The 23,470-nt window shown below is 62.3% G+C and carries 22 protein-coding genes and 1 pseudogene; 6 read left to right on the forward strand and 17 right to left on the reverse strand.

Annotation, left to right across the window (positions count from 1 at the left end):
* The first annotated feature begins 351 nt into the window (after positions 1-351).
* Positions 352-606, forward strand: a complete 255-nt coding sequence (locus AC1RKJ_RS09050) for a hypothetical protein (protein ID WP_492792687.1) — start codon at positions 352-354, stop codon at positions 604-606.
* A gap of 200 nt (positions 607-806) precedes the next feature.
* Here the strand turns inward: AC1RKJ_RS09050 and AC1RKJ_RS09055 are convergent, their stop codons facing one another.
* From AC1RKJ_RS09055 to AC1RKJ_RS09065, 3 genes are all read right to left on the reverse strand, one after another.
* Positions 807-1,451: a formyltransferase family protein gene (locus tag AC1RKJ_RS09055; RefSeq protein WP_492790735.1), complete on the reverse strand. Its 645-nt coding sequence runs from the start codon at positions 1,449-1,451 to the stop codon at positions 807-809.
* Between the two features lie 4 nt (positions 1,452-1,455).
* Positions 1,456-3,063 carry a hypothetical protein gene (locus tag AC1RKJ_RS09060; RefSeq protein ID WP_492790736.1) on the reverse strand — a complete coding sequence of 536 codons (1,608 nt, stop codon included), beginning with the start codon at positions 3,061-3,063 and terminating at the stop codon, positions 1,456-1,458.
* A gap of 92 nt (positions 3,064-3,155) precedes the next feature.
* Positions 3,156-4,448 (reverse strand): adenylosuccinate synthase, encoded by a 1,293-nt coding sequence (locus AC1RKJ_RS09065; protein ID WP_492790737.1) that lies wholly within the window; start codon positions 4,446-4,448, stop codon positions 3,156-3,158.
* Between the two features lie 260 nt (positions 4,449-4,708).
* Here AC1RKJ_RS09065 and AC1RKJ_RS09070 point away from each other — a divergent pair, with 260 nt between their 5' ends.
* The gene (locus AC1RKJ_RS09070) at positions 4,709-5,620 is read left to right on the forward strand and encodes a DMT family transporter (protein WP_492790738.1); all 912 of its coding nucleotides are present in this window, start codon (positions 4,709-4,711) and stop codon (positions 5,618-5,620) included.
* 26 nt (positions 5,621-5,646) lie between these two features.
* On the opposite strand, the gene AC1RKJ_RS09075 is transcribed toward AC1RKJ_RS09070, so the two are convergent.
* Positions 5,647-6,114, reverse strand: coding sequence for an MAPEG family protein (locus AC1RKJ_RS09075; RefSeq protein WP_492790739.1), 468 nt, complete (start codon positions 6,112-6,114; stop codon positions 5,647-5,649).
* 259 nt (positions 6,115-6,373) lie between these two features.
* On the opposite strand from AC1RKJ_RS09075, the gene AC1RKJ_RS09080 reads away from it, so the two are divergent.
* From AC1RKJ_RS09080 to AC1RKJ_RS09090, 3 genes and pseudogenes are all read left to right on the forward strand, one after another.
* Positions 6,374-7,324 (forward strand): DMT family transporter, encoded by a 951-nt coding sequence (locus tag AC1RKJ_RS09080; protein ID WP_492790740.1) that lies wholly within the window; start codon positions 6,374-6,376, stop codon positions 7,322-7,324.
* A gap of 132 nt (positions 7,325-7,456) precedes the next feature.
* The gene (locus tag AC1RKJ_RS09085) at positions 7,457-8,440 is read left to right on the forward strand and encodes a Bug family tripartite tricarboxylate transporter substrate binding protein (protein ID WP_492790741.1); all 984 of its coding nucleotides are present in this window, start codon (positions 7,457-7,459) and stop codon (positions 8,438-8,440) included.
* A gap of 70 nt (positions 8,441-8,510) precedes the next feature.
* A pseudogene (locus AC1RKJ_RS09090) lies at positions 8,511-8,799 on the forward strand (GIY-YIG nuclease family protein).
* Between the two features lie 62 nt (positions 8,800-8,861).
* Here AC1RKJ_RS09090 and AC1RKJ_RS09095 read toward each other — a convergent pair.
* The 10 genes from AC1RKJ_RS09095 to AC1RKJ_RS09140 all read right to left on the reverse strand — a co-directional run bounded on the left by AC1RKJ_RS09095 (position 8,862) and on the right by AC1RKJ_RS09140 (position 20,223).
* Positions 8,862-10,550 carry a methyl-accepting chemotaxis protein gene (locus tag AC1RKJ_RS09095; RefSeq protein WP_492792688.1) on the reverse strand — a complete coding sequence of 563 codons (1,689 nt, stop codon included), beginning with the start codon at positions 10,548-10,550 and terminating at the stop codon, positions 8,862-8,864.
* Between the two features lie 227 nt (positions 10,551-10,777).
* Positions 10,778-12,367, reverse strand: coding sequence for a phosphoglycerate dehydrogenase (gene serA, locus AC1RKJ_RS09100; RefSeq protein ID WP_492790742.1), 1,590 nt, complete (start codon positions 12,365-12,367; stop codon positions 10,778-10,780).
* A 179-nt stretch (positions 12,368-12,546) separates the two neighbouring features.
* Complete coding sequence (locus AC1RKJ_RS09105) at positions 12,547-13,719, reverse strand: phosphoserine transaminase (protein WP_492790743.1); 1,173 nt, start codon at positions 13,717-13,719, stop codon at positions 12,547-12,549.
* A 182-nt stretch (positions 13,720-13,901) separates the two neighbouring features.
* Positions 13,902-14,480: a glutathione S-transferase family protein gene (locus tag AC1RKJ_RS09110; protein WP_492790744.1), complete on the reverse strand. Its 579-nt coding sequence runs from the start codon at positions 14,478-14,480 to the stop codon at positions 13,902-13,904.
* A 94-nt stretch (positions 14,481-14,574) separates the two neighbouring features.
* Complete coding sequence (locus AC1RKJ_RS09115; RefSeq protein WP_492790745.1) at positions 14,575-15,402, reverse strand: outer membrane protein; 828 nt, start codon at positions 15,400-15,402, stop codon at positions 14,575-14,577.
* Between the two features lie 158 nt (positions 15,403-15,560).
* Entirely contained in the window at positions 15,561-16,406 is an 846-nt protein-coding gene (locus AC1RKJ_RS09120; protein WP_492790746.1) for an outer membrane protein, read from the reverse strand.
* 344 nt (positions 16,407-16,750) lie between these two features.
* Positions 16,751-17,992 carry an MFS transporter gene (locus AC1RKJ_RS09125; RefSeq protein ID WP_492790747.1) on the reverse strand — a complete coding sequence of 414 codons (1,242 nt, stop codon included), beginning with the start codon at positions 17,990-17,992 and terminating at the stop codon, positions 16,751-16,753.
* Positions 17,993-18,200: 208 nt separating this feature from the next.
* Complete coding sequence (gene glmM, locus AC1RKJ_RS09130) at positions 18,201-19,550, reverse strand: phosphoglucosamine mutase (protein ID WP_492790748.1); 1,350 nt, start codon at positions 19,548-19,550, stop codon at positions 18,201-18,203.
* Between the two features lie 221 nt (positions 19,551-19,771).
* Positions 19,772-19,972: a hypothetical protein gene (locus tag AC1RKJ_RS09135; RefSeq protein WP_492790749.1), complete on the reverse strand. Its 201-nt coding sequence runs from the start codon at positions 19,970-19,972 to the stop codon at positions 19,772-19,774.
* A gap of 68 nt (positions 19,973-20,040) precedes the next feature.
* Positions 20,041-20,223 carry a hypothetical protein gene (locus AC1RKJ_RS09140; protein WP_492790750.1) on the reverse strand — a complete coding sequence of 61 codons (183 nt, stop codon included), beginning with the start codon at positions 20,221-20,223 and terminating at the stop codon, positions 20,041-20,043.
* Between the two features lie 94 nt (positions 20,224-20,317).
* Between AC1RKJ_RS09140 and AC1RKJ_RS09145 the strand changes: the two genes are divergently transcribed.
* Positions 20,318-21,493, forward strand: a complete 1,176-nt coding sequence (locus AC1RKJ_RS09145) for an alpha-hydroxy acid oxidase (RefSeq protein ID WP_492790751.1) — start codon at positions 20,318-20,320, stop codon at positions 21,491-21,493.
* 89 nt (positions 21,494-21,582) lie between these two features.
* Here the strand turns inward: AC1RKJ_RS09145 and AC1RKJ_RS09150 are convergent, their stop codons facing one another.
* The 3 genes from AC1RKJ_RS09150 to AC1RKJ_RS09160 all read right to left on the reverse strand — a co-directional run bounded on the left by AC1RKJ_RS09150 (position 21,583) and on the right by AC1RKJ_RS09160 (position 23,438).
* Entirely contained in the window at positions 21,583-22,215 is a 633-nt protein-coding gene (locus tag AC1RKJ_RS09150; RefSeq protein ID WP_492790752.1) for a single stranded DNA-binding domain-containing protein, read from the reverse strand.
* Positions 22,216-22,288: 73 nt separating this feature from the next.
* A complete protein-coding gene (locus AC1RKJ_RS09155) occupies positions 22,289-22,594 on the reverse strand; it encodes a hypothetical protein (RefSeq protein ID WP_492790753.1) in 306 nt (101 codons plus the stop codon).
* 13 nt (positions 22,595-22,607) lie between these two features.
* Complete coding sequence (locus AC1RKJ_RS09160; protein ID WP_492790754.1) at positions 22,608-23,438, reverse strand: shikimate dehydrogenase; 831 nt, start codon at positions 23,436-23,438, stop codon at positions 22,608-22,610.
* Between the last annotated feature and the right edge of the window lie 32 nt (positions 23,439-23,470).

Here is a 23,470-nt window from a genome sequence, read left to right on the forward strand (position 1 = left end):
AAATCCTGACGCAACGGGCTGTCGTAAAATTTGCGTGCGTTTGCGTTTACTCTTATGTCGACGGTGTGAAATCATGCCTCTCGGCGCGCGGATTGTCCATCGATGGACACAAGATGTGGTGCGATTCTCGCTCGCTCCGATCAAATTGCGCCGCGGCAGCGCTGCATTCTTGAAAGAAATGTGACTGGAGCTTTTCCAATTTCACATCGCCGTATGCAGGGTGCAATTCGTCCCGCTGACTCACATCTGCCCCATTGCGGCGGCATGTTCCGCCCGCTCACCAAGCGCGCAATCGCGGCGACATCCCACGCTTCGCAATCGCGCGATGAAATACCGAAAGAGGAAAAGTACATGGTCATCCATCCGCAGAAAAACCTCCAAGGAAACGCCCGGGAAAATCTCGCAGAAAAATTCGATCCGGATTACGTCGCCACGCTCAGGCGCATTCTCGACATCGCGGTGGAAAACATCGCGGTGGAAAATCGCACGCCGGCGACGAAAGCGAAGATGGCGCAGACCATCGTGCGCGAGGCTGCCGGCGGTGTGACCGACGCGACCGATCTGGTGTCGCGCGCCGTGCGGGTCGGCGAGACGCGGGCGGCGTGATCCTTGGCTACGATTGCAAGGATGTTTATTGAATCCGCAATGCCAACAAATGTCATCACCGGGCTTGCCCCCCGGTGATCCACGACTTCCTTGAAAAGAGCATTTTGCGAAGACGATGGATTGCCGGGTCAAGCCCGGCAATGACGCCTGAGAGAAACTGCCAGTTCGGCAGTCGTCGATACAAAAGATCCAGATAATATCTACGACGCTGCGCTCTTCGCCGCGGCGTGCGGCTTTTCCACATCAAGCCGTTTTTCAACATCAAGCCTTGGCGCGTTGGTGGCGAACTGCTCATCCTGCGGCATCGACGGCAGGTTGCCGCTGGTCTTGGCCTGATCGATCACCTGCGCGAGCAGCCGCAAGCCGAGCGGCGCCAGCGCCCGCTCCCATAATTCCCGCGCGGTCTCGTTCTTCTTCACGAACACCCAGTCCTGCGCAGCGATGGCGCCCGCGTCGAGCCGTTCGGAGAGATGATAGATCGTGCCGCCCGCGATCGGGTCGCCTTCCTTGATGGTCCATTCGATCGCGGCGATGCCGCGATGACGCGGCAGCAGCGAGGGATGATACCCGATGCCGCCGTGCTTCGAGGCCTTCAGCGCCTCCTGGCTGACAAGCGCGTGGCTATGCGCGGTCACGATCAGATCGGTGTCGGGCGCGATTTCAGATGCGACGATCAGTTTCGGCTTCGCCTGCACCACGACCTCGATGCCCGCCGCGCGGGCCGCGGCTGCGAGCCGGTCCTCTCCGTCCGCCACCACGACGCGGATCACCTCGATGCCATGACCGCGCATCATGTTCAGCGTCTCCACACCGAAATGGCGCGAGCCGGCGAGTGTTATCTTCATGAAGTTACTGCCCCCAGGCCGTGAACGCTTCGTTGAACGCGCGTTCGCCCGGCGCGCCCTTCTCGATGGCGATGATGGAGCGGCGCTGATTGGCATAGACCAGCGGAATATCGAACCATGACCGCTCTTTCAAAAGCTGCAGGTTGCGCGACTTGTCGGCGTCGACATTCGACAGCCCAACCAAAAAGAACCCGTCTGTGACCTTGACCGCCAGACCCGCCAGCGGCGTGCCGCGCGCCTGCTCGTTGGACTTCATCAGCACGCCGGGCACGTTGGCGACGGTGGTGCCGTAGTCCGGCGGCAGCACGAATGTCAGTTCGGCGGTATGGCTCGCGGGCAGCGAAGCGTCGGTGTTGCGCCGGATCGAGAGCGACATCTTGAACTTCCGCTCGGGGATGTCGATGTCGGCGCGCACGCCGATGTCGGGCGGCTGGCCGGCGGGCACCTTGACCGCTTCGGTGCGCCAGATCACCGAGCCGACATACTGCTTGCCCTGCGGCGCAGACGGATCTTCGTCATAGAGCACGACGCGCTGCGCCACCGGCGCGATCTGCGTTGCGCCCGGCTGTCCCACCCGGTCGGTGATCTTCGGCCGTGTGCCGGAGGCATCCTTCGGCGCCGTGTCCGTGACCTGCGGCGCGGGCTTGGTCAGCGACCGGAACAGCGACAGGGCTTTCGGTCCGCCCCAGACAGCGCCGCCGATGGCGATAACGGCAATGCAGACCGCGATGGCGGTCTTGAGCGGAAAGCCGCCTCTTTTTTTCTCGGGCTCATCGCGCGTGTTGATGCGCGCGCGCGGACGGTCGGTCGGCTGATACCGCCCCGCCTCGTCGGCATCGTCGATGTAGGCCGAAGGTCCACGGCCGTCGGCTTCATGCTGGGCATAGCTCCGCCGCGCCGAACGGGTGGCGCTGCCAAGATCGTTGGCATCCGCGACCACGTCGCGCAGTCCCGATCCCTGAGGTGGGCGGCGTCCCGCACGCGCGTCCCGCGTGAAGTCATCCAGCATCCGGGTGTCGTCGGAGCGCTGATCGCGCGCCCGCACGTCGCGCATCGATGACGGCAGACCCGGCGGAACCGGAGGCTGCGCCCGTGTCAGTGGCGGCGGCTGATCGCCGCGCAGATTACGTGGCGGGCGGGGCTCAGGCCCTGCGGATGCACCGGCCGGACCGCCGTTGAGCCCGGGCGGCCGGTCGCGGCCGGGGGCCGGCGAAGTGTTGGCGGTTCGCGCGTTGCGCGCGCTTTCGCGCAGCGCATCGCCGGGACGCGGACCATCCCGGCGGCCAGCCGGGACAGGCGCTCTGGATTGAGACGATGATGGTGGACCGGCTGGCGACCGGTCCGCTGCGGCCTGGTCGCGCTGCGCATCCTGCGATGCGGCCTGATGGGCGGCGGCGCGCCGGGCGGCATCGGCCTCCACCCTGCGAACCGCATCCTCAAGCGCAAGACGCTCGCGCGTGATCTCGGCTTCGCTCAGCGCGGGCTGCACGCTGCGCAACTGGGAGATCAGCGCCGTCCGTGCACGCTCATAGAGCGCACGGCGCTGCTCGCCGGGAGCACTGGGGTCCAGTCCGGATATGGCGCGGGCTATGAGCGGGTAGTAATCAGCCATCCTGGTCCAGTTTGCAGGATTCTCAGCGAACCCTGTAATTAAAAAACGTCAATTAACAGAACACAGTCCACACATGACAGGCCATGTTTTGTTCAAGCCTCGAATGGGTTTTGCACGAGGATAGTATCCTCGCGTTCAGGGCTGGTGGAAAGCAGCGCGATTGGGCAGCCGACAAGTTCCTCGACCCGCCGAACGTACTTGATCGCCTGCGCCGGCAAATCCGCCCACGAGCGGGCATTGGCGGTCGGCTCTTTCCAGCCCTCAATGGTCTCGTAGATCGGCACGACGCGCGCCTGCGCGCCCTCGCCGGCGGGAAGGTGATCGATCTCCTTGCCGTCGAGCGTGTAGCCGACACAGACCTGGATCTCGTCGAAGCCGTCGAGGATGTCGAGCTTGGTGAGCGCGAGACCATGGATGCCACAGGTCCGGGCGGTCTGCCGCACCAGCACGGCATCGAACCAGCCGCAGCGGCGCTTGCGCCCGGTGTTGACGCCGAACTCCTTGCCGCGCTGGCCGATCAGTTCGCCGATCTCGTTGGTGAGTTCGGTGGGGAACGGCCCTTGCCCGACACGCGTCGTATAGGCCTTGCAGATGCCGAGCACATAACCGACCGAGCTGGGTCCCATGCCGGTGCCGGTCGCGGCCTGCGCCGCCACGGTGTTGGATGAGGTCACGTAGGGATAGGTGCCGTGATCGACATCAAGCAGCGCGCCCTGCGCACCCTCGAACAGGATGCGCTTGCCTTCACGGCGCTTGTGGTCGAGCAGATTCCAGACCGAATCCGCGAACGGCAGCACCTGCGGCGCAATCGCCATCAGGTCTTTCAGGACTTCCGCGCCATCGATCTCCGGCAGCGAGAGGCCGCGGCGCAGCGCGTTGTGATGCGCGAGCAGACGATCGATCTTGTGCGGCAATGTCTGCGGATCGGCGAGGTCCATCAGCCGGATCGCGCGGCGGCCGACCTTGTCCTCATAAGCAGGGCCGATGCCGCGCTGGGTGGTGCCGATGGCAGTCGCCTTGCTGGCGTTCTCGCGCACCGAATCCAGTTCGCGATGCAGCGGCAAAATCAGCGTGACGTTCTCGGCGACGCGCAGATTGTCGCGCGTGATCGAGACGTCCTGCGCACGCAGCTTGTCGAGTTCGGCGAGAAAGGCCTGCGGGTCGAACACCACGCCATTGCCGATCACCGACAGCTTCGACGGCCGCAGCACGCCCGAGGGCAGCAGCGCGAGCTTGTAGGTCTTGCCGTTGATGACGAGCGTATGGCCGGCATTGTGGCCGCCCTGAAAGCGAACGACGATGTCCGCCTGCTCCGACAACCAGTCGACGATCTTGCCCTTCCCTTCGTCGCCCCACTGGGCGCCGACGACGACAACATTGGCCATTTCCAGACAATCTCCCGCAACCCGCAAATCCGCCGGAATTCCAGCGCCTTGCAGCAGGGTGCGCGCTTGCGAGGCATGTCACCGGATAACGGATGCGCGCATGGGACGCAAGCGCCAACGGGCGTTGACGGGGGCGCTGAATGGGGTGCAAATCATTGATATCCCCGAATAATTCCGGCCCGCCCCCGCCTTCCTTGCAAAGCCCATAATCCGCCATCGACATGAACGCTCCCGCCCCGCCATCCGCCACATCATGGCTCATGAACAGGCCATACCTGCTGCTGACCCTGACGCCGCTGTTCTGGGCGAGCAACGCCGTGCTCGGCCGCGCCGTCGCGGGCCAATTTCTGCCGGTCACATTGTCCATCCTGCGCTGGACGCTCGCCTTCCTGATCGTGCTGCCGTTCGCATGGCCGCATCTCGTCCGCGACTGGCCCGCCATTCGCGAACGCTTCGGCACGATGGTGGTGCTCTCGGTGACCGGCATCAGCATCTTCAACGTCATGCAATACGTGGCGCTGGAATATACCGAGGCGCTGAACGCGCTGCTGATGCAATCGTCAGGGCCGCTGTTCGTGGCGATCTGGTCGCTGCTGTTGCTCGGCGTCCGGCTGACCGCGGCGCAGGCGATCGGCATCGTGATCTCGCTTTGCGGCGTGCTGGTGATCCTGCTGCGGGGCGACCTCGACGCACTGTCGCAGATCAACCTGAACAAGGGCGACCTGATCTATCTCGTGGCGCTGGCTATCTTCGGATTCTACTCAGCGCTGTCGGTCAAGCGGCCCGCGATTCACAACCTGTCGTTTCTTATATTCACCTTCGGCTGCGGCGCGGCGTGCCTGATTCCGATGTTCATATGGGAACTGTCGACCCGCCCGGTGGTGCAGTTCACGCCGCACAATCTCGCGGTGCTGGTCTATCTCACGATCTTCCCCTCGATCGTGGCGTATCTGTGCTTCAACCGCGGCGTTGAGCTGATCGGTGCCAACCGCGCGGCACCGTTCTTTCATCTGATTCCAATGTTCGGATCGGCCATGGCCATCGCCTTCCTCGGCGAACGTCTGCAGCTGTTTCATCTGGCGGGTTACGCACTGGTGCTGGTGGGCGTCTTCATCGCCGCGCGGCGGGCTTCAGCGCAGCCGGCCGCGCCAACGCCCGCTAGCATGCGATAGCTGCGGGCGCTGCCGCAGTTCGGACGTCACTGACGGAACGCAACAAAAAGCGTCCAGCAACTCATAAAGATGAGAATCAGGGAGCCGATCGTCCAAAGCGTTGCGCGCGTGTCGTGAGTTCTTGCCGTGAAGTAGGCAGCAAAATGCAGCAGCCGCGAAACGACGTAGCCGTACAGCAGCCATTGGGCGAGCGTTATCGATGGCTCGGTCAGGATGAAGAGAAATCCGGCAACCAGGAAGAACGGCAGATTTTCGAGATCGTTCAACTGAATTCGGCGGATGCGATCCACGTATTCATTGGGCGCCAGTTGTTCGGCGCTTGGATTGGGATTGAGAGTCGTCTTCCTGATGTCCTCCGGCGAGCGAAACCCGCCGTTGACCTGCATCATCCGAACCACCGTCAGCCACGACATCATGACGGCTTTCAGAATCATGATGCAGGCCGCGATCGCATAGGCATTGAAAAGCGGATTGTGGAAGCTGAGCTTGTCCATGGCGCTTGCCTTTGCGTTCAGGCGATCCCGATTATTCAAACACACGAAAGTGCACGTCGGCTAGGGCTGAACGGCCGAACTGGTTGCCAGCGACAGTCCGCATGTCCGCGCCGGACGCGATCTGATACCTCTTTCGCCCGCAGAAAGCGGTGAAAACACCGCGCGATGCCCGCGCAGCGCAAGGTAGCAATCCGGGATTGGCGGTTGTGAACGCCGTGGATATCGGCACAACTTGGCATGTCCTCTTTCCCAAAGACCCATGACCATTGCCGATCCGCCCTTGCGCAAGCCGTCGCTCGTTTCCTGGCTGGTCAATCAGCCCTATCTGATGCTCAGTCTGATGGCGCTGTTCTGGGCAGCGAACATCGTGCTTGGGCGATACGTGGCGGGTCACGTCCCGCCGTTTGCGCTGACGTTCCTGCGCTGGGCCGGAACATTCCTGGTTGTCGCGCCGTTCGCATGGTCTCACATGCAACGCGACTGGCCGACCATACGCCGGCACCTTCCGCTGCTGCTGATGCTGGCTCTCACCGGCTTCGCCTTCAACAATGCGCTGTCCTATTGGGGCCTCCAGCACACGCAGGCGCTGAACGCGCTGCTGATCCAGTCGTCGGGACCGCTGTTCGTGGCGCTGTGGTCGTTGATGCTGTTCGGCGTGCGGCTGTCATGGATGCAGGCTGGCGGCATCCTCGTCTCGTTGCTCGGCGTGCTCGTCATCATCCTGCGCGGGGATCTCGCCGCGCTGGCGGCGATCCAGGTCAATTCAGGTGACATCAGTTTCGCCGGCGCGCTGTTCGTGTTTGGACTGTATTCCGCCCTGATGCCGAAACGTCCGAAGATCAATCCGCTGTCGCTGATCGCTTTCACCACCGGCACCGGCGCCGTGATGCTCATTCCTCTGGTGGGGTGGGAGATTTCCAGCGGCGACCTCTTGAAATTCGACACTCTCACCGTGTCCACACTGGTCTTCGTCGTGATCTTTCCCTCGACGCTGGCCTATATTTTCTTCAATCGCGGCATCGAACTGATCGGCCCCAACCGCGCCGCGCCCTTCTTCCATCTGGTGCCGGTGTTCGGCTCGGCGATGGCGATCCTCCTGCTAGGCGAAAAGCTGGAGCTGTTCCATCTGGCCGGTTACGCGCTGGTGCTGGTGGGTATTTTCACCGCGTCCCGCAAAGGCTCGGCACGGACGCCGGTTTCCAGACCCTGATTTGATGCGCCGCAACGTGGCGCGCACCCCTCGCATTTCCTCCCGACTTCGCGCAGTCTGACGCGGCGGCGCCGCAGGCCGTTTGCCTGACGGTCCACGCGTCAAAAAAACGAACAGGGCGGAGACGACGGAATGGCCACATCGAAAAGGACGGCGGTATCGATCGCCGCCGCGCTTGCACTCGCGGGCACACTGACAGGCGGCGCCTCGCTGGCGCAGAACGCCGGTTACCCGAACAAGAACATCACGCTGGTGCTGCCGTTCGCGGCCGGCAGCGGCACCGACAGCATGACGCGCATCATTTCCAAGGAGATCGGCACCGCACTCGGCGTCGGCATCGTGATCGACAACAAGCCCGGCGCCAACGGATCGATCGCAGCGAGCTATGTCGCGCGCTCCGCGCCGGACGGCTACACGCTGTTCGTGACGACCAACACGTCGCACTCGGCCAATCCGTATCTCTTGAAGAACATGACTTACGATCCGATCAAGGATTTCACGCCGATCGCGCGAACCGGCGATCTGCCGTTCATGCTCGTCATCAATCCGGACATTCCGGCCAACTCCGTCGCCGAACTGATCGCGCTGGCGAAGAAGGATCCCGGCAAATACTCCTATGCCAGCGGCAGCTCATCGGCGATCGTTTCAGGCGCTACGTTTGCGACCTTGGCCGGGATCGACCTTCTTCACGTTCCCTACAAGAGTTCACCGCCGGCGCTGACCGACGTGATCGCGGGCCGCGTCTCCATGATGTTCGTCGATGTTCCGACCGGCCTGCCGCATGTCAACGGCAAGGTGCTGAAGGCGCTGGCGGTCACGACCGTGAAGCGCTCCGCGCTGCTGCCCGATCTGCCGACGATGGATCAAACGGTGAAGGGCTTCGACATCACGTCGTGGCAGGGCTATCTCGGCCCAGCCGGCATGCCGAAGGACATCGTCACGAAGCTGAACGCGGAAATCCGCAAGGTCGTGGAGCGGCCCGACATCAAGAAGGAACTCGCCGAGCGCGGCATGGAAGCCTTCTCGGGCACGCCGGAAAGCTTCGATGCGTTCCTGAAAGAACAGCTCGTGGTCTGGGAGAAGCTGATCAGGGAAGCCAAGATCGAGAAGCAGTGAGCTGAACACCCACAGTGTCGTCCCCGCGAAAGCGGGGACCCATTGCTCAAAAGAAAGTTCGGGCGATTGAATGAGTGTGACGTATCACGTTTACATTCTTGCGAGCCGGCCGAACGGCACTCTATATCGGCATCACGAACAATCTTGCTCTGCGGCTTTCTCGACCGCGGATCAGAATTCGCGCAACGCTACGCTGTTGACCGTCTTGTGTACGTTGAAGGCTACGACACGCGTCGGATGCAATCCGCCGGGAGAAACAGCTCAAGAAATGGAACAGGGCCTGGAAAATCGAGCTAATCGAAAAGGACAATCCGGAATGGCCCGATCTGTCTGACCTTGCCATCTCCGGAGTTTCTTAGGAAGCGTGGGTCCCCGCTTTCGCGGGGACGACACCTTGATGTAGCGATATACGCGCTGAGTCTTAAGCCGCCCGCACCTTGCCCAGGAACTCATCCACTGCCGAGCGCAGCATGCCCGACTGCTGGTCGAGATCGCGCGCGCTGGACAGAACATCCGACGCCGCCGTGCCGGTCGCGGCCGCAGCCGCGCTGACGCCGCCAATGTGATCGCTGATCTCGTTCGATCCCGCCGCTACCGACTGGATGTTGCGCGCGATCTCGCGCGTCGCCGCGCCCTGCTCCTCGACCGCGCTGGAGATGTTCATGGTGATCTCGCTCATCCGCGCGATCGTCTCGGTGATGCCGCCGATGGACACCACCGCGTCATTCGTCGTGGCCTGCATGGCCGCAACCTGAGCGGAGATTTCCTCGGTGGCCTTGGCGGTCTGGTTGGCCAGCGCCTTGACCTCGGAGGCGACCACTGCAAAGCCGCGTCCCGCCTCGCCCGCGCGCGCGGCCTCGATGGTCGCGTTTAACGCAAGCAGGTTGGTCTGCGCCGCGATGGAGTGAATGAGTTGCACCACTTCGCCGATCTTCTCGGCGCCGCTGGACAGAACCCGGACCGTCGCGTTGGTGCGCTCGGCGTCACCGACGGCCTTGCTGGCGATCTCGTTGGACTGGTTGACCTGACGCGCAATTTCCGCGACCGAACTTGACAGTTCTTCCGCAGCAGCCGCGACAGTACCGACGTTGTCCGACGCCCGCTCCGACGCCGAGCCGACCGTGGCCGCGCGGGCGCTTGCGTCGCTGGCGGATGCCGTCATGGATTCCGCGGTGACCTGCATGCCCGCCGCCGACGCCGCCACCGACCGCACGATGCCGTTGACGCTATTCTCGAAATCGCTGGCGATGCTGTTCATGGCCGCCCGCCGCTCCGCAGCCGTGCGCTTTCCGGCTTCGGCTTCCATCTGCTCGAGGCCGCGAATCCGCAGCGCGTTGTCCTTGAAGACCTGCACGGTCGACGCCATCGCGCCGATTTCGTCGCGGCGGCCGCTGCCCGGAATCTCGTCATCGAGCTGGCCATCGGCCAGTGTCTGCATCCGGGCGCCAAGCAGGCCGAGCGGACGGGTGATGCTGCGGCCGATGATCCAGGCCACGGCTCCGGAAAACACACCGATCCCCAGAATGGCTGCACCGAGCGCCATGATGATGGGCATCAGCTTGGCGTCAAGATCGTCGAGATAAACGCCGGTGCCGACGAACATGTTCCAGCCCGGAATAGCCACCGCATAGGAGAGCTTGCGGATCGGCTTTTCCTCGCCGGGCTTGTAGTATTCATAGCGGAGGGTGACGTCGCCCTTGGCCGCGACGCCGTCGCGCAGTTCGCGCGCCAGCTTGCGGCCGTTGGTTTCGATGTCGAGGCGAATGGTGCCGATCTGTTTGGGATCCGGCGTCGCGATGGTCATGCCGTCCATGCCGTAGACGAACATGTAGCCGTCGCCCTTGTCGTAGGTCATCGTGCGGGCAAAGCGGGCAAACTCCGCGATGGCCGCGTCCTTGGTCATTTTTCCGGCTTCGACCTGCTTCTGTAGCCCGATCGCAGCGTTGCGCGCGGTTTCCACCAGCGCGTGGGTCTGCGCCTCGCGCGCGCTCATCATTTCCCGTTGCATCATGTAGGCGGAATACAGACCGGCGGCACTGAGGCCAAGCAGGGTCACACCGACAAGAATTGCGAGCTTGGCGGTGATCGGCAAATTGTTCAGCAGCTTCACGATGGGCTCCGGGGCAAGCCGCGCTTCTGCGCGGATTCGTCCCATCAATTATCGAAACTTCCTTTCGGGTTGGTTACCCATGCACCCTCGCGGTCGTTCGCCGAAAAACAAAGCGGGCCGGAGATGCTCCGGCCCGCTTGATGCGAAGATCGATCTTTGAGTCGTCCCGGCGAACGCCGGGACGACGATGGATGCGTCTGAAACGTCGCCCTTAGAACTTCAAAGCCTTAGAACTTCAGTGCCTTGGCCTGCTTGACCTGCGGCAACGCCGACACCTTGGCGAGGACATCGGCCGGCACCGCGCCATCGACCTCGACCAGCGCGATGGCGTCGCCGCCCTGTTCGTTGCGGCCGAGATGGAACGTCGCGATGTTGATCTTGGCATCGCCGAGCAGCGAGGCGAACTTGCCGATGAAGCCCGGCTTGTCCTCGTTGGTGATGTAGATCATCGACTTGCCGAACTCGGCATCGACGCGGATACCCTTGATGTCGACCAGACGCGGCTTGCCGTCGTGATAGACCGTGCCGGACACCGACCGCTCCTGCCGTTCGGTCGCGACGGTGACCGTGATCAGGCTTTCATAGTCGCTCCGCGCGGCACGGGTCACCTCGTCCACGACCATGCCGCGCTCCTTTGCCACCACCGGCGCGGATACCACGTTGACGTCACCCAGCATCGGACGCAACAGCCCGGTCAGCGCCGCTGAGGTCAACGCCTTGATCTTCATGTCCGCGACCACGCCTTCATAGGTGATCGTGACCTTGGCGATGCCGCTCTCGGTCAGTTGGCCCGCGAACGAGCCGAGCTTTTCCGCCAGTTCAATGAACGGCTTTAGCTTCGGCGCTTCTTCCGCCGTGATCGATGGGAAGTTGACGGCGTTGGAGATCGCGCCGGTCAGCAGGTAATCGGACATCTGTTCGGCGACCTGCAGCGCGACGTTTTCCTGCGCTTCCGTGGTGGAGGCGCCGAGATGCGGCGTGCAGATGACATTGGGATGACCGAACAGCACGTTGGACTTGGCCGGCTCCTCGACGAACACGTCGAAGGCTGCGCCAGCGACCTGCTTGGAATTCAGCGCATCGACCAGCGCCGCCTCGTCCACCAGACCACCGCGCGCGCAGTTGATGATGCGCACGCCCTTCTTCATCTTGGCGAGCGAGACCGCATCAATGATGTTTTTGGTCTTGTCGGTCAGCGGCGTGTGCAGCGTGATGAAGTCGGCGCGCTTGAACAGATCCTCAAGCTCGACCTTCTCGACGCCGATGTCCTTGGCGCGCTCCGGCGACAGGAACGGATCGAACGCGATGACCTTCATGCGCAGCCCAAGCGCGCGATCGGCGACGATCGAACCGATGTTGCCGGCGCCGATGACGCCCAGCGTCTTGCCGGTGATCTCGACGCCCATGAAGCGGTTCTTCTCCCACTTGCCGGCCTGGGTCGAGGCGTCGGCGGCCGGGATTTCGCGGGCCAGCGCCAGCATGAGCGTAATCGCGTGCTCGGCGGTGGTGATCGAATTTCCGAACGGCGTGTTCATCACGATGATGCCCTTGGCCGTGGCCGCGGGAATCTCGACATTGTCGACGCCGATGCCGGCGCGGCCGATCACCTTCAGGCGGGTCGCCTTCTCGAGGATCTTCGCGGTCGCCTTGGTGGCGGAGCGGATGGCGAGGCCGTCATAGTTGCCGATGATTTCGGCGAGCTTGTCCTTGTCCTTGCCGAGATCCGGCTGGAAATCGACGTCGATGCCGCGATCCTTGAAGATCTGCACGGCGGCGGGAGACAGCGCGTCGGAAATGAGAACTTTGGGTTTGGACATTGATGTGATCCTGAATGGAGCAGAACGCTCTGAATGAGAATTTGTGGCTGACGCTGCTCCCTCTCTCCGCCTGCGGGGAGAGGGTCGGGGTGAGGGGCATTTCAAACTGATGAAGAAGCCCCTCACCCGACCGCTTTGCGGTCGACCTCTCCCCGTAAACGGGGAGAGGTGAAAGAGAGCTACGCCGCCTTGGCGAGCGAGGCTTTGGTCTCGGCGAAGGCCCAGTCGATCCACCGGGTGAGGATCTCGACATCCTTCGCCTCGACAGTCGCGCCGCACCAGATGCGAAGACCCGCGGGGGCATCGCGATAATGCGCGAAATCGTAACCCGCGCCTTCCTTCTCGACGGCTGCGACCAGCTTCTTCGCGAAGTCGGCCTGCGCGTCGGCGGAGAGCGACGTGATCGCCGGGTCGATCACCTTCATGCACACTGAGGTGTTGGAGCGGATCGCCGCATCCCTGGCGAGAAAATCCACCCATGGCGTCTTCGCCTTCCAGTCGGCGAGCACCTTGGTGTTGGCGTCGGCGCGCGCAATCAGGCCCTTGAGGCCGCCGGCGGACTTCGCCCAGTTCAGCGCATCGAGATAATCCTCGACGCACAGCATCGACGGCGTGTTGATGGTTTCGCCCTCGAAGATGCCGGCGTTGAGCTTGCCGCCCTTGGTCATGCGGAAGATCTTCGGCAGCGGCCACGGCGGCGTGTAGTTCTCGAGGCGCGCGACGGCGCGCGGCGAGAGAATGAGCATGCCGTGCGCGGCCTCGCCGCCGAGCGCCTTCTGCCAGGAGAAGGTCACGACATCGAGCTTCGGCCAATCGAGCGGCTGCGCGAATGCGGCGGAGGTCGCGTCGCAGATGGTCAGGCCTTCGCGATCGGCCGCGATCCAGTCGGCGTTCGGAACCCGCACGCCGGAGGTGGTGCCGTTCCAGGTGAACACGATGTCCGAGTTCTTGTCGGCCTTCGACAGGTCCGGGATCTCGCCATAGCCCGCATGGAGCTTGACGACGTCCTTGAGCTTCAATTCCTTGACGATGTCGCTGACCCAGCCTTCGCCGAAGGATTCCCACGCGATGGTGGTGACCGGGCGCGGCCCGAGCAGCGACCACAGCGCCATCTCGACGGCGCCGGTGTCGGACGCTGGCACAATGCCGATCTTGTAGTCGGCGGGCACCTCAAGCACTTCGCGCGTCAGATCGATCGCGAGCTTGAGCTTGGCCTTGCCGACCTTCGCGCGATGCGAACGGCCGAGGGCTGCGTCCTTGAGATTTTGGGGGTTCCAGCCGGGGCGCTTGGCGCAGGGGCCAGAGGAGAAATGCGGCACGTTCGGCTTTGAGCCGGGCTTCGCTACAGTCATTCTCTATCCTTCCAGATAGCTAGCCTCCCGTTGGGGGGAGGTGTCCCGCCGCCGTCAATATGGAAGGTTGGGGTTTTCGTCAAGGAACTTCGCCGGGCGAAAATCACAAAGCTGGGATGCGGACGGGGACCGCCGCGACTAGGCGGCTCCCTCTCCCGGGTTTTACGGGGAGAAGGAACGGCTTAGAGCCCCAGCGCCTCTTCGGACTCCACAATCCACCGCTTGACCGCATCATAGCCGTCGAGATGAAAGCCGCCCTCGTGGGCGATGCGGGTGTAGGCCAGCAGCGACACGTCCGCGAGCGACAGCGCCTCGCCGACAAAGAAACGCCGCTGCTTCAGCTCATGCTCCATCAGCGCCAATGCGCTGTATCCCCGCTTGACCTTTTCCGGATCGAGATCACCCAGCGACTTGCCGAGATAGACCATCTGGAAACGACACACGGCGATGTACGGCTCATGGTTGTACTGTTCCCAGAACAGCCACTCGTCCATTTTCGCGGCCAGAAAGGCCTCCGCCGGGATGAGATCGGTTCCCCGCGCCAGATAGCGGATGATGGCGTTGGATTGCGCGAGCGTGCGCCCGTCGTCGAGTTCGAGCACCGGCACCTGTCCCGCGCCGTTGAGTTTCAGGAACTCCGGCGTGCGGCTCTCGCTCTTCATGGTGTCGATCTCAACCCAGGTGTAGCGCCGCGAGAGCTTGTCGCAGACCCACTTCACCTTCAGGCAATTGCCGGATTTCAGGTCGCCATAGATTTTCATGTGCGCCGCCTTTCCCTGCGCCGCCAGCCCAACAGGCAAAACGGCCCGTGTCAACGACAAGAGCCGCAAGAATGAATTTCAGATGGCGGCCGGATCAGAACCGGTAGCCGACGCCGCCGCGCACGGTGTTGATGCTGACGTCGCCCCCGGCGTTGACGAAACGAATATACTCCCACTCCGCTCGCGCAAATAGACCGCCGAACAGCATCGCTTCGGTACCAAGACCCGCTGTATAGCCGTAAAGCATCTTGCCGCTGATTCCATCGGCTGCCGTATAAGTTATAAGAGGACCGCTTGAAGCGGTGAGAAACGTCGCGCCCGACCTGTCAGTCACCACCACATTGTTTGTGATGTTTGCGTTTCCTAGCGCGAGGCCACCGAAAACATACGGAAGGAAATTACCGATCGCGTAACCGGCACGACCCCGAATGGTGCCCATGTCCGTAATGGAAATGGATCGCGATGAATTCAGCCCGATGGTATGATAAAGGCCATCAGAGAATGGCGTGACATAAGTCAGCGGAACAGGCGCAACCGTTGACGCTCCTGTGAACTTGCCATGCATGTAGTTGGCTTCGACACCGAGAACGACATCATCCCACTGACCGTTGTAGCCGACAAAGCCGCCGACCGCCGTTTGATGCAGGTTGACCTTGCTCTGCGCTTCCGAGACCGACAACACGGTATCCAGAAGGATGTTATTCGGACCGAGCGCTTTACCAATCAGCGCGTTGTTGGACCCCGCAAAATTCATGTCGGCTGAGCCATACCCAACCTGCCCACCGACATAGAAGCCCTGCCATCGCGTGGTGCGCGGACTATCGCGCAGCATGCCGCGCAGGATCGGAAGATCGGGAAAGTCGGCAGCCTGCGCGCCTTGCACGCTTGCGGCAATCATCATCGCCAACACAATCCGACGCATCACAGAAACTCCGTCATAAACGCTTAACTGTGTTCGATCATGCCGCGTTAACCTTAATCATTCGTTGTCGCCGCGCTTTCCGCGAAAAAGAAAACGGCGCGGAAAAATCCGCGCCGTGAAATTCGTCTGGAGAGACGTCGAGGTCGTCTGGAGTCGGATCAGCCCTTGCGGATCAGCGGCGGCAGCATCGGAGGTAGATAAGCCGGCGCCGGATCGATCGCCCAGCGCACGCCGAGTTTCAGATCGTGCGACGTGATGTGCTTGAACGTCATCGGATTGTAGATGTTGTTGGTGCCGTCATACGCCCGGATGTCTCCGGTGATGCCGTCGCCCATATCGAGGTAACGGTAAGCCAGTTCCATCGTCATGCTCGGCGTGATCTGGTAGGCGAGACCGGCGTGGACGGCCCAGGCGAAATTCCAGCGCGATGCTGTATCTGCATAAGCCGAACTCGGTCCGGGTGTCGTTCCACCAACCGTCAAACCCTGATCGGTGAAATTCGCGATCTGCACGCGTGCGGTACCGATACCGACACCGACGAACGGCGTGATGCACCACCATGTGCCGAGATCGGCGTAGGCGTTGCCCATGAACAGCCACTCGGACTTGATGGCGCGATAGTTATCGGCGCCATTGGCGAGAAGTCCCCCGTCGGAGAAGGTGTTCAGGTCGAGACCCGAGAAGGTCGCACCGGCGCGATACTCACCCGTGACGTCCATGCGGAACCAGTTGTTGAAGCGATAACCGGCGCCGAGGCCGAAGATGCCGGCGCTGTCGAACCCGAGACGCTGGGTCTGGCTGAGCAGTGTCGCATCGAGCGCATTGTTGAGGCGCTTGACCTTCTGATTGCTGATGCCGATGTCGCCGCGCAGATACCAGCCGCCGAAATCCTCGACCGGTGGCGGAACATACATCGGCGGAGGCGGCGGGAGATCTGCAGCGAGAGCTGCCGTCGACATCAAAGTCGCCGCGCCAACGGCGATCAGATTCTTCAGGGTACGCATTGGTCCAGTCCTCGTGTCCAATGAGGCGAACGGCCTCACTTACAAAACTCGTAGCGGACGATGGCACCAAATGTTTAAGCCGCACTTAACCCTAATTTTTAACCGTGAAATTTAATCGGCGTTAAGCGAGGCAGTAAACGTTTTCCTAACGCGCGCGGCGCCGCGCGCCGCAAACCCGCCGCAAATCCTAACGATGCATTGATGGAAATCAGGTCAGGAATCCTGACGCAAGCGGCCACGGCGCGGACGGCCGTTCGTCATTGCAAGGAGAGTTTGCAACGAAGCAATCCATTCCTTGATGTGGGAAACTGGATGCTTCGCTTCGCTCGCAATGACGAAAAACGTCAGAGCTTGCTGCGCTTGATCTGCGGCAGGAAGATCGCGAGCAACCCGATCGCCGGGAGGAATGCGCAGATCTGATAGACGAAGTCGATGCCCTTCCAGTCCGCGATCTGGCCCAGCACCGCGGCGCCGACGCCGCCGAACCCGAACGCCATGCCGTAGAACAACCCGGAGATCATGCCGAGACGATGCGGCATCAGTTCCTGGGCATAGACGATGATCGCGGGCGTCGCCGACGAGATGATGAATCCGATCAGGATGCTCAGCACCGCGCTGGAGAACAGGCCGACATAGGGCAGCGCGAGCGTGAACGGCAGCGCCCCGATGATCGAGAACCAGATGACGTATTTGCGGCCGAAGCGATCGCCCAGCGGGCCGCCGAAGAACACGCCGACCGCGCTCGCGCCGAGGAACAGGAACAGATAGATCTGCGACGCCTGCGTGGTGATGCCGAATTTCTGGATCAGGAAAAACGTGTAATAGCTGCCGATGCTCGCGGTGTAGAACGCCTTGGAGAACAGCAGCACCATCAACACCGTCAGCGCGACAAGGGTGCGCGCCGACGAGCGTTCCTCTCCCGCGACTGCATACGCGCTCTTGCGCTGCGCGACGCGCGGCTTGTACCAGCGGCCGATCTGCCAGAGAATGACGATGGCGAGCGCGGCCACCAGCGAGAACCATGCGATGCTACCCTGCCCGAACGGCACGACGATCAGCGCCGCCAGCACCGGACCGATGGCGCTGCCAAAATTGCCGCCGACCTGAAACACCGATTGCGCCATTCCGACCCGGCCGCCCGACGCCATCCGCGCGATGCGCGAGGATTCCGGATGGAACACCGCCGAGCCGGTGCCGACCAATGCGGCCGCGAGCAGGATAACCCAGTAGTGATGCGCGACGCTGAGCAGGATCAGACCCGCGAAGGTGAAGCCCATGCCGAGCGCCAGCGAGAACGGCTTCGGATGCTTGTCGGTGTACGCGCCGATCACCGGCTGAAGCAGCGACGACGTGAACATGAAAGCCAGCGTAATGAACCCGATCTGGCTGAAGTCGAGCGCGTAGTTGTCCTTGAGGATCGGATAGACCGACGGGATCAGCGACTGCATCAGATCGTTCAGCAGATGCGAGACGCTGATGGCACCGATGACGGCGAAAGCGGGCGCAGCCGCGACAGCTTTCGGCGGCTCGTCCACAACGATCGGCGCGGCAAGGGTGTCTTCAGACAGGATAACGGGCTTGTTCACGGCAGTTTCCCGGCAAACTTCAAAACGAATGCGCCTGAAATACAAATTCGGCGGCGAGGTCGCCAGACACGATTACCCATGGCTGATGTGCCGGATTGGCCAGACTGCGAGTTTCTTGGCCGTCCGGCGCAGGCCGAGACGACCGGAAATCCGACGTCGCTGCGGATGCACTCCCTCTCCCCGTGAACGGGGAGAGGTGAAAAAGGGATCAGGCCGCAGCCGACGCCGTTCCGAGCGCCGACACGATCATGTCCACCGCTTCCTCGACGAGATCGCGGTTGTCGCCCTCACCCATCACGCGAATGACCGGCTCGGTGCCGCTGGGCCGGATCAGCAGGCGGCCGCTTCCGTTCAGGCGCTTCTCGGCATCGACGATCGCGGATTTGACCTGCGGATTGTCGAGCGGCTTGCCAGTGCGGTAGCGCACGTTCTTGAGAATTTGCGGCATCGGCTCGAAGCGATGGCAGACCTCCGACACCGGCCGGCCGAGCTTTTTCACAACAGCGAGAACCTGCAACGCTGCGACAAAGCCGTCGCCGGTGGTGGCGAAGTCCGACATGATGATATGGCCCGACGGCTCGCCGCCGAGATTGTAGCCGCCCTTCAACATCTGCTCGAGCACGTAGCGATCGCCGACCGGCGTGCGCAGCAGCTCGATGCCGATATCCTTGAGGTAACGCTCGAGCCCGAGATTAGACATGACCGTGGCGACGATGCCCGGCTTTGCGAGACGCCCGTCGTCCTTCCAGCTTTGCGCGATGACGGCCAGCAACTGGTCGCCATCTACCACATGACCGCGCTCGTCGATGATGATGACGCGGTCGGCGTCACCGTCGAGCGCAATGCCGATGTCGGCGCGCATCTCGCGCACCTTGCGCGACAGCGCTTCCGGCGAGGTCGAACCGCAATCCTTGTTGATGTTGAAGCCATCCGGCTCGACGCCGATGGAAATGACGTCCGCGCCCAATTCCCAAAGTGCTTCCGGCACCACCTTGTAGGCCGCGCCATTGGCGCAATCGACCACGACGCGCAGCCCGTCCAGGCTGAGATCACGCGGCAGCGTGCGCTTGGCGAATTCGATGTAACGGTCGTGGACGCCGTCGATGCGGCGCGCGCGTCCGAGACTGGCGCTCTCCGCAAGCCGCTTGTCGAGATTGTCGTCCATCAGCAGTTCGATCTGCGCCTCGACGTCGTCAGACAGCTTGAATCCGGCGGGCCCAAACAGCTTGATGCCGTTGTCGTCGAACAGGTTGTGCGAGGCGGAAATCATCACGCCGAGATCGGCGCGCATGGACTTGGTCAGCATCGCGACGGCCGGCGTCGGCATCGGGCCGAGCAGCAGCACGTCCATGCCGACCGAGGTGAAACCCGCCACCATCGCGTTCTCGATCATGTAGCCGGACAACCGCGTGTCCTTGCCGATCACCACGCGATGACGATGCTCGCCGCGCTGGAAAACCAGCCCTGCCGCCTGACCGACCTTGAGGGCCAGTTCGGGCGTAATGAGACTGTTGGCGCGGCCGCGGATGCCGTCGGTGCCGAAGTACTTGCGAGCCATGAATTCCCCTGCTTCGCCGAGTCTCCGGGCAGGCGCCGATAAGGACCTGCGTGGCTCTGGCGAGCGCCCCAATGTAGCGCGAAGCTGATTATAAAGCCTCTGCGGCCTGCAATCCTTCAAAAAATATGATGAATCATTACCGCCGCCCGGAATAGGCAACGGCATCTATCTTGTTGAACAAGAAGGTATTTTTCAGAAATCCACGCGAAACACTGCGTGTTTCAGCTTTTCCGCTTGATGTCTTCATCGTGCTTGGACGGCGGAGGCTGGGTCACACTCACCGGGTCCGACCCGGGAAACGATTCTTCGAGGCCCTTATTCAGGGCATCGTCGAGTTTGTCCTTGTGGGCCTTGGAGCCCTTCTCGTCCTTGCCCTGATCCCCGATTTTATGGTCCCGCGCCTTGGTGCCTGTATCGGCCATTTGTCTCTCCTGTCTGGTTCACAGGGACAACGTCTGGAAAGAGCCCATGTTCCGGGGCGCGAGGGCCTTCAATCCCTCGACTCCTTGGGATCGGGCTCGACGTGCGGATCGGGCTGGGTCAGCTTGACCGGGTCGGAGGCAGGAAAGGTGTCGCGCAGGGCTTCGTCCAATTCATCATCCAGCTTGCGCTTCTCGGCTTCCGCCTCCTTGGCTGCTTTAGCTGATTTGGGACTGGAGGTTTTATTGCTCATGAGCCTCTCCACGGTGCAGCGGCTATTTGCACGCGCCTCAACCATGATAGATGATCGCTGAAATCAAGAATGCAATGACCCGAGGACGCGTCCAATGAAGAACATTACCTGCATCGAAGACCTGCGGCAGATCCACAAGCGTCGCGTGCCGAGGGCTTTCTTCGACTACGTGGACCGCGGCTCCTATTCGGAAGACACGCTGCGCGCCAATGTCAGCGACCTGGAGAAGATCAAGTTTCGCCAGCGCATTCTGGTGGACGTCTCCAAGCGTGAGTTGAACACCACCATTCTCGGCGAACCTGCGGCGATGCCCCTGATTCTCGCGCCTGTCGGCTCGACCGGCATGCAGTATGGCGACGGCGAGATTTACGCCTGCCGCGCAGCGCAGGCGCTCGGCATTCCCTACACGCTTTCGACCATGTCGATCTGTTCAATTGAAGATGTCGCGGCGAATGTCGACAAGCCGTTCTGGTTTCAGTTGTACGTCATGAAGGACCGCGGTTTCGCGAAGTCACTCATCGAACGCGCCATCGCCGCGAAGTGCAGCGCGCTGGTGCTGACCGTCGATCTTCAGGTGCTGGGGCAGCGCCACGCGGACATCAAGAACGGCCTGTCGGTGCCGCCGCGATTGCTGACGTTGAAGAACATTGTCGACTTCGCCACCAAGCCGGGCTGGGTGTCCGGTATCCTGAAAGGCAAGAGCCGGAATTTCGGCAACATCGCCGGCCACGTCTCGGGGACGCACGATCTCGGCTCGGTGTCGGAATGGGTCGCCTCGCAGTTCGACACCACGCTGAACTGGAAAGACGTCGAGTGGATCCGCAGCATCTGGCCAGGCAAGCTCATCATCAAGGGCATCCTCGATGTCGCCGACGCGCGCCTCGCCGCGAAGACCGGCGCGGAAGCGATCGTGGTCTCGAACCACGGCGGGCGTCAGCTCGACGGCGCGCCGTCGTCGATCTCGGTGCTGCCGGACATCGTGCAGGATGTCGGCTCGCAGACCGAGATCATGTTCGACGGCGGAATTCGTTCGGGACAGGATGTGATGCGCGCGCTCGCGCTCGGCGCGAAGTCCTGCATGATCGGCCGCGCCTATATCTACGGCCTCGGCGCCGGAGGACAGGCCGGCGTCGCCACGGCGCTTGACGTGATCGGCAAGGAGCTGAGCACGACGATGGGGCTGTGCGGCATCAACCGCATCGACGAGATCGACCGCCGCGTGCTGACGGACTACATGCAAACCAACGCGGTGAGCAGCCCGAAGAACTAACGTCGTTGCCAGCGCCGCGAAGCAATCCAGAAAACAAGAACTGGATTGCTTCGCCGCCGTGCTCCTCGCAATGACGGCTTATGTCCCGATCACATCGGCGGCGAAACGCCGTCGCGGCCGACGCTGAGGCGCGCGACATCGAGCGTGCCGTCCGGCTTTTTGGTCGCGATCGCGAACACCGGCGTGCCCGCCTTGATGTCGGAACGCGCGGCGGGAACATAGGTCACGACCTGCGTCTCCGGCGTCACCAGAACTTTGCGCTCGCCGCCCTTGTATTTCACCGTCAGCGTGTGGCCGTCATTTCCGGCGACGGTGCGCTCATCGACCGCGCCGTTGGTCATGCTGCTGTTCGGCTTCAAATCCCACGGCCGCGTACCGTCGCCGGTGCCCCGCATGGCTTCCGGGAACACATGGACCTCGACGGCCTTCTGGCTGCCGTCGGAATCCGGCACCGACGTGACACCGATGTAAGAGCCGACCTTGACGTCGGCGAGCGACATTTTCGCAACGCCCGCCACGCCGGCGCTCATCGGCAAGTGAAGCGTCACATCCGCGCCTTCGCGCGATTTGACATGCAGTGTTTCGCCTTCAAGGCTTTCAACGGTTCCGCGCACGCGCGTCGTGGAACTGGTCGGGGATTGTTGCGCGAAAGCATAGGACGACGACAGAAGCAGCGCGGATATGGCAGCAACGCGCAGCGAAGCAAGGCGATTGACGGTCATGTTGGTCTCTCCGGAGGGCCCCAACATGATCTACGCTCGCGCAGCCGGAATATTTCCGTCCGTCACGCAGGTGTTACTGACAACTCCACGATGTGGTGACCTTGTCCTCGGCCATGGTCGCGGTGCAATTCTTCTGCTGAATTTCGTCCGAGCCCGGCGCTTTCAGTTTCACGGAGCCCGCAAGTTCCCGCGGGCCGCGCCGAAGCATGGTAATCTCCGTCACGGTGATATTCTTCGCGGCGAAGTCGGCCTGCATCCGTTTCTTCACATCATCGATCGAGGCCGGATTGAAGCCCTGCGCGCCTTGATAGACGGTGTAGGCGCTGAAGATCACCAGCGCGAGCGCCGCAAGCACGATGAATTTTCCGGTTCTGTTCACGACTGTTTCATCCTCACTTCGTCAAATCCGCCTCGACCAACGCTCGCAGTTCCGGCGTCACGGCAGGACGTTTGCCGAACCACAGTTCAAAGCCGCGCACGGCCTGATGCAGCAGCATCCCGAGGCCGTCGGCGGTTTTAAGGCCACGCGCTTTTGCAGCTTTCAGCAAATCCGTTTCAAGCGGCACATAAACCAGATCGGCGACGGTGGCAGAAGACGGAAGCAGCGTCACGTCGACGGCGAGCGGCGGCTGGCCCTTCATGCCGAGCGAGGTGGTGTTCACCAGCAATCCCGCGCGCGGCAACACGGTGTCGATCGCGTCCCATGCCAGCGGCTGCACTTGCGCACCGAACTGATCGGCCAGCAACTGCGTGCGCGACGCCGTCCTGTTCGCGAGATGCACGCGCTTGATGCCGCGCTCGATCAATCCGAAGATCACCGCGCGAGACGATCCACCTGCACCCAGGACCAGCACGTCTTCCGCGCTGTCCCAGCCCGGCGCACTGGCATCCAGATTGTTGATGAAGCCTTCGACATCGGTATTGGTCGAACGTAATTCCTCGCCGTGAAAATAGAGCGTGTTGGCAGCACCAACCGCGCGCGCCCGCGCATCGGGCGACGACAGGGCCAGCGCCTGCTCCTTGTGCGGGATCGTGACATTGGCGCCGCGATAACCGCGCGCCTTGAGACCGCCGATGAAGTCCGCGAATGCCGCAGGCTCCACTGCCTCGATGCGATAATCGCCGTCGATCTCGAAGACTTTCAGCCAGAATTTGTGAATCAGCGGCGAACGCGAATGCGCCGCAGGCCAGCCGATCAGACACGCGGCGGGAGAGTTGCTCATGAAGGCTCCGGTTCGACCTGATCGGCATACAC

This window comes from Afipia sp. GW822-FHT04G07 (genome assembly GCF_058800765.1).

What these genes read in the sequence shown, in the direction of transcription:
- AC1RKJ_RS09060 (WP_492790736.1), bottom strand. Translation starts at nt 3,063, where the DNA reads ATGGCTGATTACTACCCGCTCATAGCCCGCGCCATATCCGGACTGGAC.
- AC1RKJ_RS09075 (WP_492790739.1), bottom strand. Translation starts at nt 6,114, where the DNA reads ATGGACAAGCTCAGCTTCCACAATCCGCTTTTCAATGCCTATGCGATC.
- AC1RKJ_RS09050 (WP_492792687.1), top strand. Translation starts at nt 352, where the DNA reads ATGGTCATCCATCCGCAGAAAAACCTCCAAGGAAACGCCCGGGAAAAT.
- AC1RKJ_RS09085 (WP_492790741.1), top strand. Translation starts at nt 7,457, where the DNA reads ATGGCCACATCGAAAAGGACGGCGGTATCGATCGCCGCCGCGCTTGCA.
- AC1RKJ_RS09160 (WP_492790754.1), bottom strand. Translation starts at nt 23,438, where the DNA reads ATGAGCAACTCTCCCGCCGCGTGTCTGATCGGCTGGCCTGCGGCGCAT.
- AC1RKJ_RS09065 (WP_492790737.1), bottom strand. Translation starts at nt 4,448, where the DNA reads ATGGCCAATGTTGTCGTCGTCGGCGCCCAGTGGGGCGACGAAGGGAAG.
- AC1RKJ_RS09105 (WP_492790743.1), bottom strand. Translation starts at nt 13,719, where the DNA reads ATGACTGTAGCGAAGCCCGGCTCAAAGCCGAACGTGCCGCATTTCTCC.
- AC1RKJ_RS09080 (WP_492790740.1), top strand. Translation starts at nt 6,374, where the DNA reads ATGACCATTGCCGATCCGCCCTTGCGCAAGCCGTCGCTCGTTTCCTGG.
- serA (WP_492790742.1), bottom strand. Translation starts at nt 12,367, where the DNA reads ATGTCCAAACCCAAAGTTCTCATTTCCGACGCGCTGTCTCCCGCCGCC.
- AC1RKJ_RS09135 (WP_492790749.1), bottom strand. Translation starts at nt 19,972, where the DNA reads ATGGCCGATACAGGCACCAAGGCGCGGGACCATAAAATCGGGGATCAG.
- AC1RKJ_RS09055 (WP_492790735.1), bottom strand. Translation starts at nt 1,451, where the DNA reads ATGAAGATAACACTCGCCGGCTCGCGCCATTTCGGTGTGGAGACGCTG.
- AC1RKJ_RS09115 (WP_492790745.1), bottom strand. Translation starts at nt 15,402, where the DNA reads ATGCGTCGGATTGTGTTGGCGATGATGATTGCCGCAAGCGTGCAAGGC.
- AC1RKJ_RS09150 (WP_492790752.1), bottom strand. Translation starts at nt 22,215, where the DNA reads ATGACCGTCAATCGCCTTGCTTCGCTGCGCGTTGCTGCCATATCCGCG.
- AC1RKJ_RS09140 (WP_492790750.1), bottom strand. Translation starts at nt 20,223, where the DNA reads ATGAGCAATAAAACCTCCAGTCCCAAATCAGCTAAAGCAGCCAAGGAG.
- AC1RKJ_RS09110 (WP_492790744.1), bottom strand. Translation starts at nt 14,480, where the DNA reads ATGAAAATCTATGGCGACCTGAAATCCGGCAATTGCCTGAAGGTGAAG.
- AC1RKJ_RS09070 (WP_492790738.1), top strand. Translation starts at nt 4,709, where the DNA reads ATGAACAGGCCATACCTGCTGCTGACCCTGACGCCGCTGTTCTGGGCG.
- glmM (WP_492790748.1), bottom strand. Translation starts at nt 19,550, where the DNA reads ATGGCTCGCAAGTACTTCGGCACCGACGGCATCCGCGGCCGCGCCAAC.
- AC1RKJ_RS09145 (WP_492790751.1), top strand. Translation starts at nt 20,318, where the DNA reads ATGAAGAACATTACCTGCATCGAAGACCTGCGGCAGATCCACAAGCGT.
- AC1RKJ_RS09120 (WP_492790746.1), bottom strand. Translation starts at nt 16,406, where the DNA reads ATGCGTACCCTGAAGAATCTGATCGCCGTTGGCGCGGCGACTTTGATG.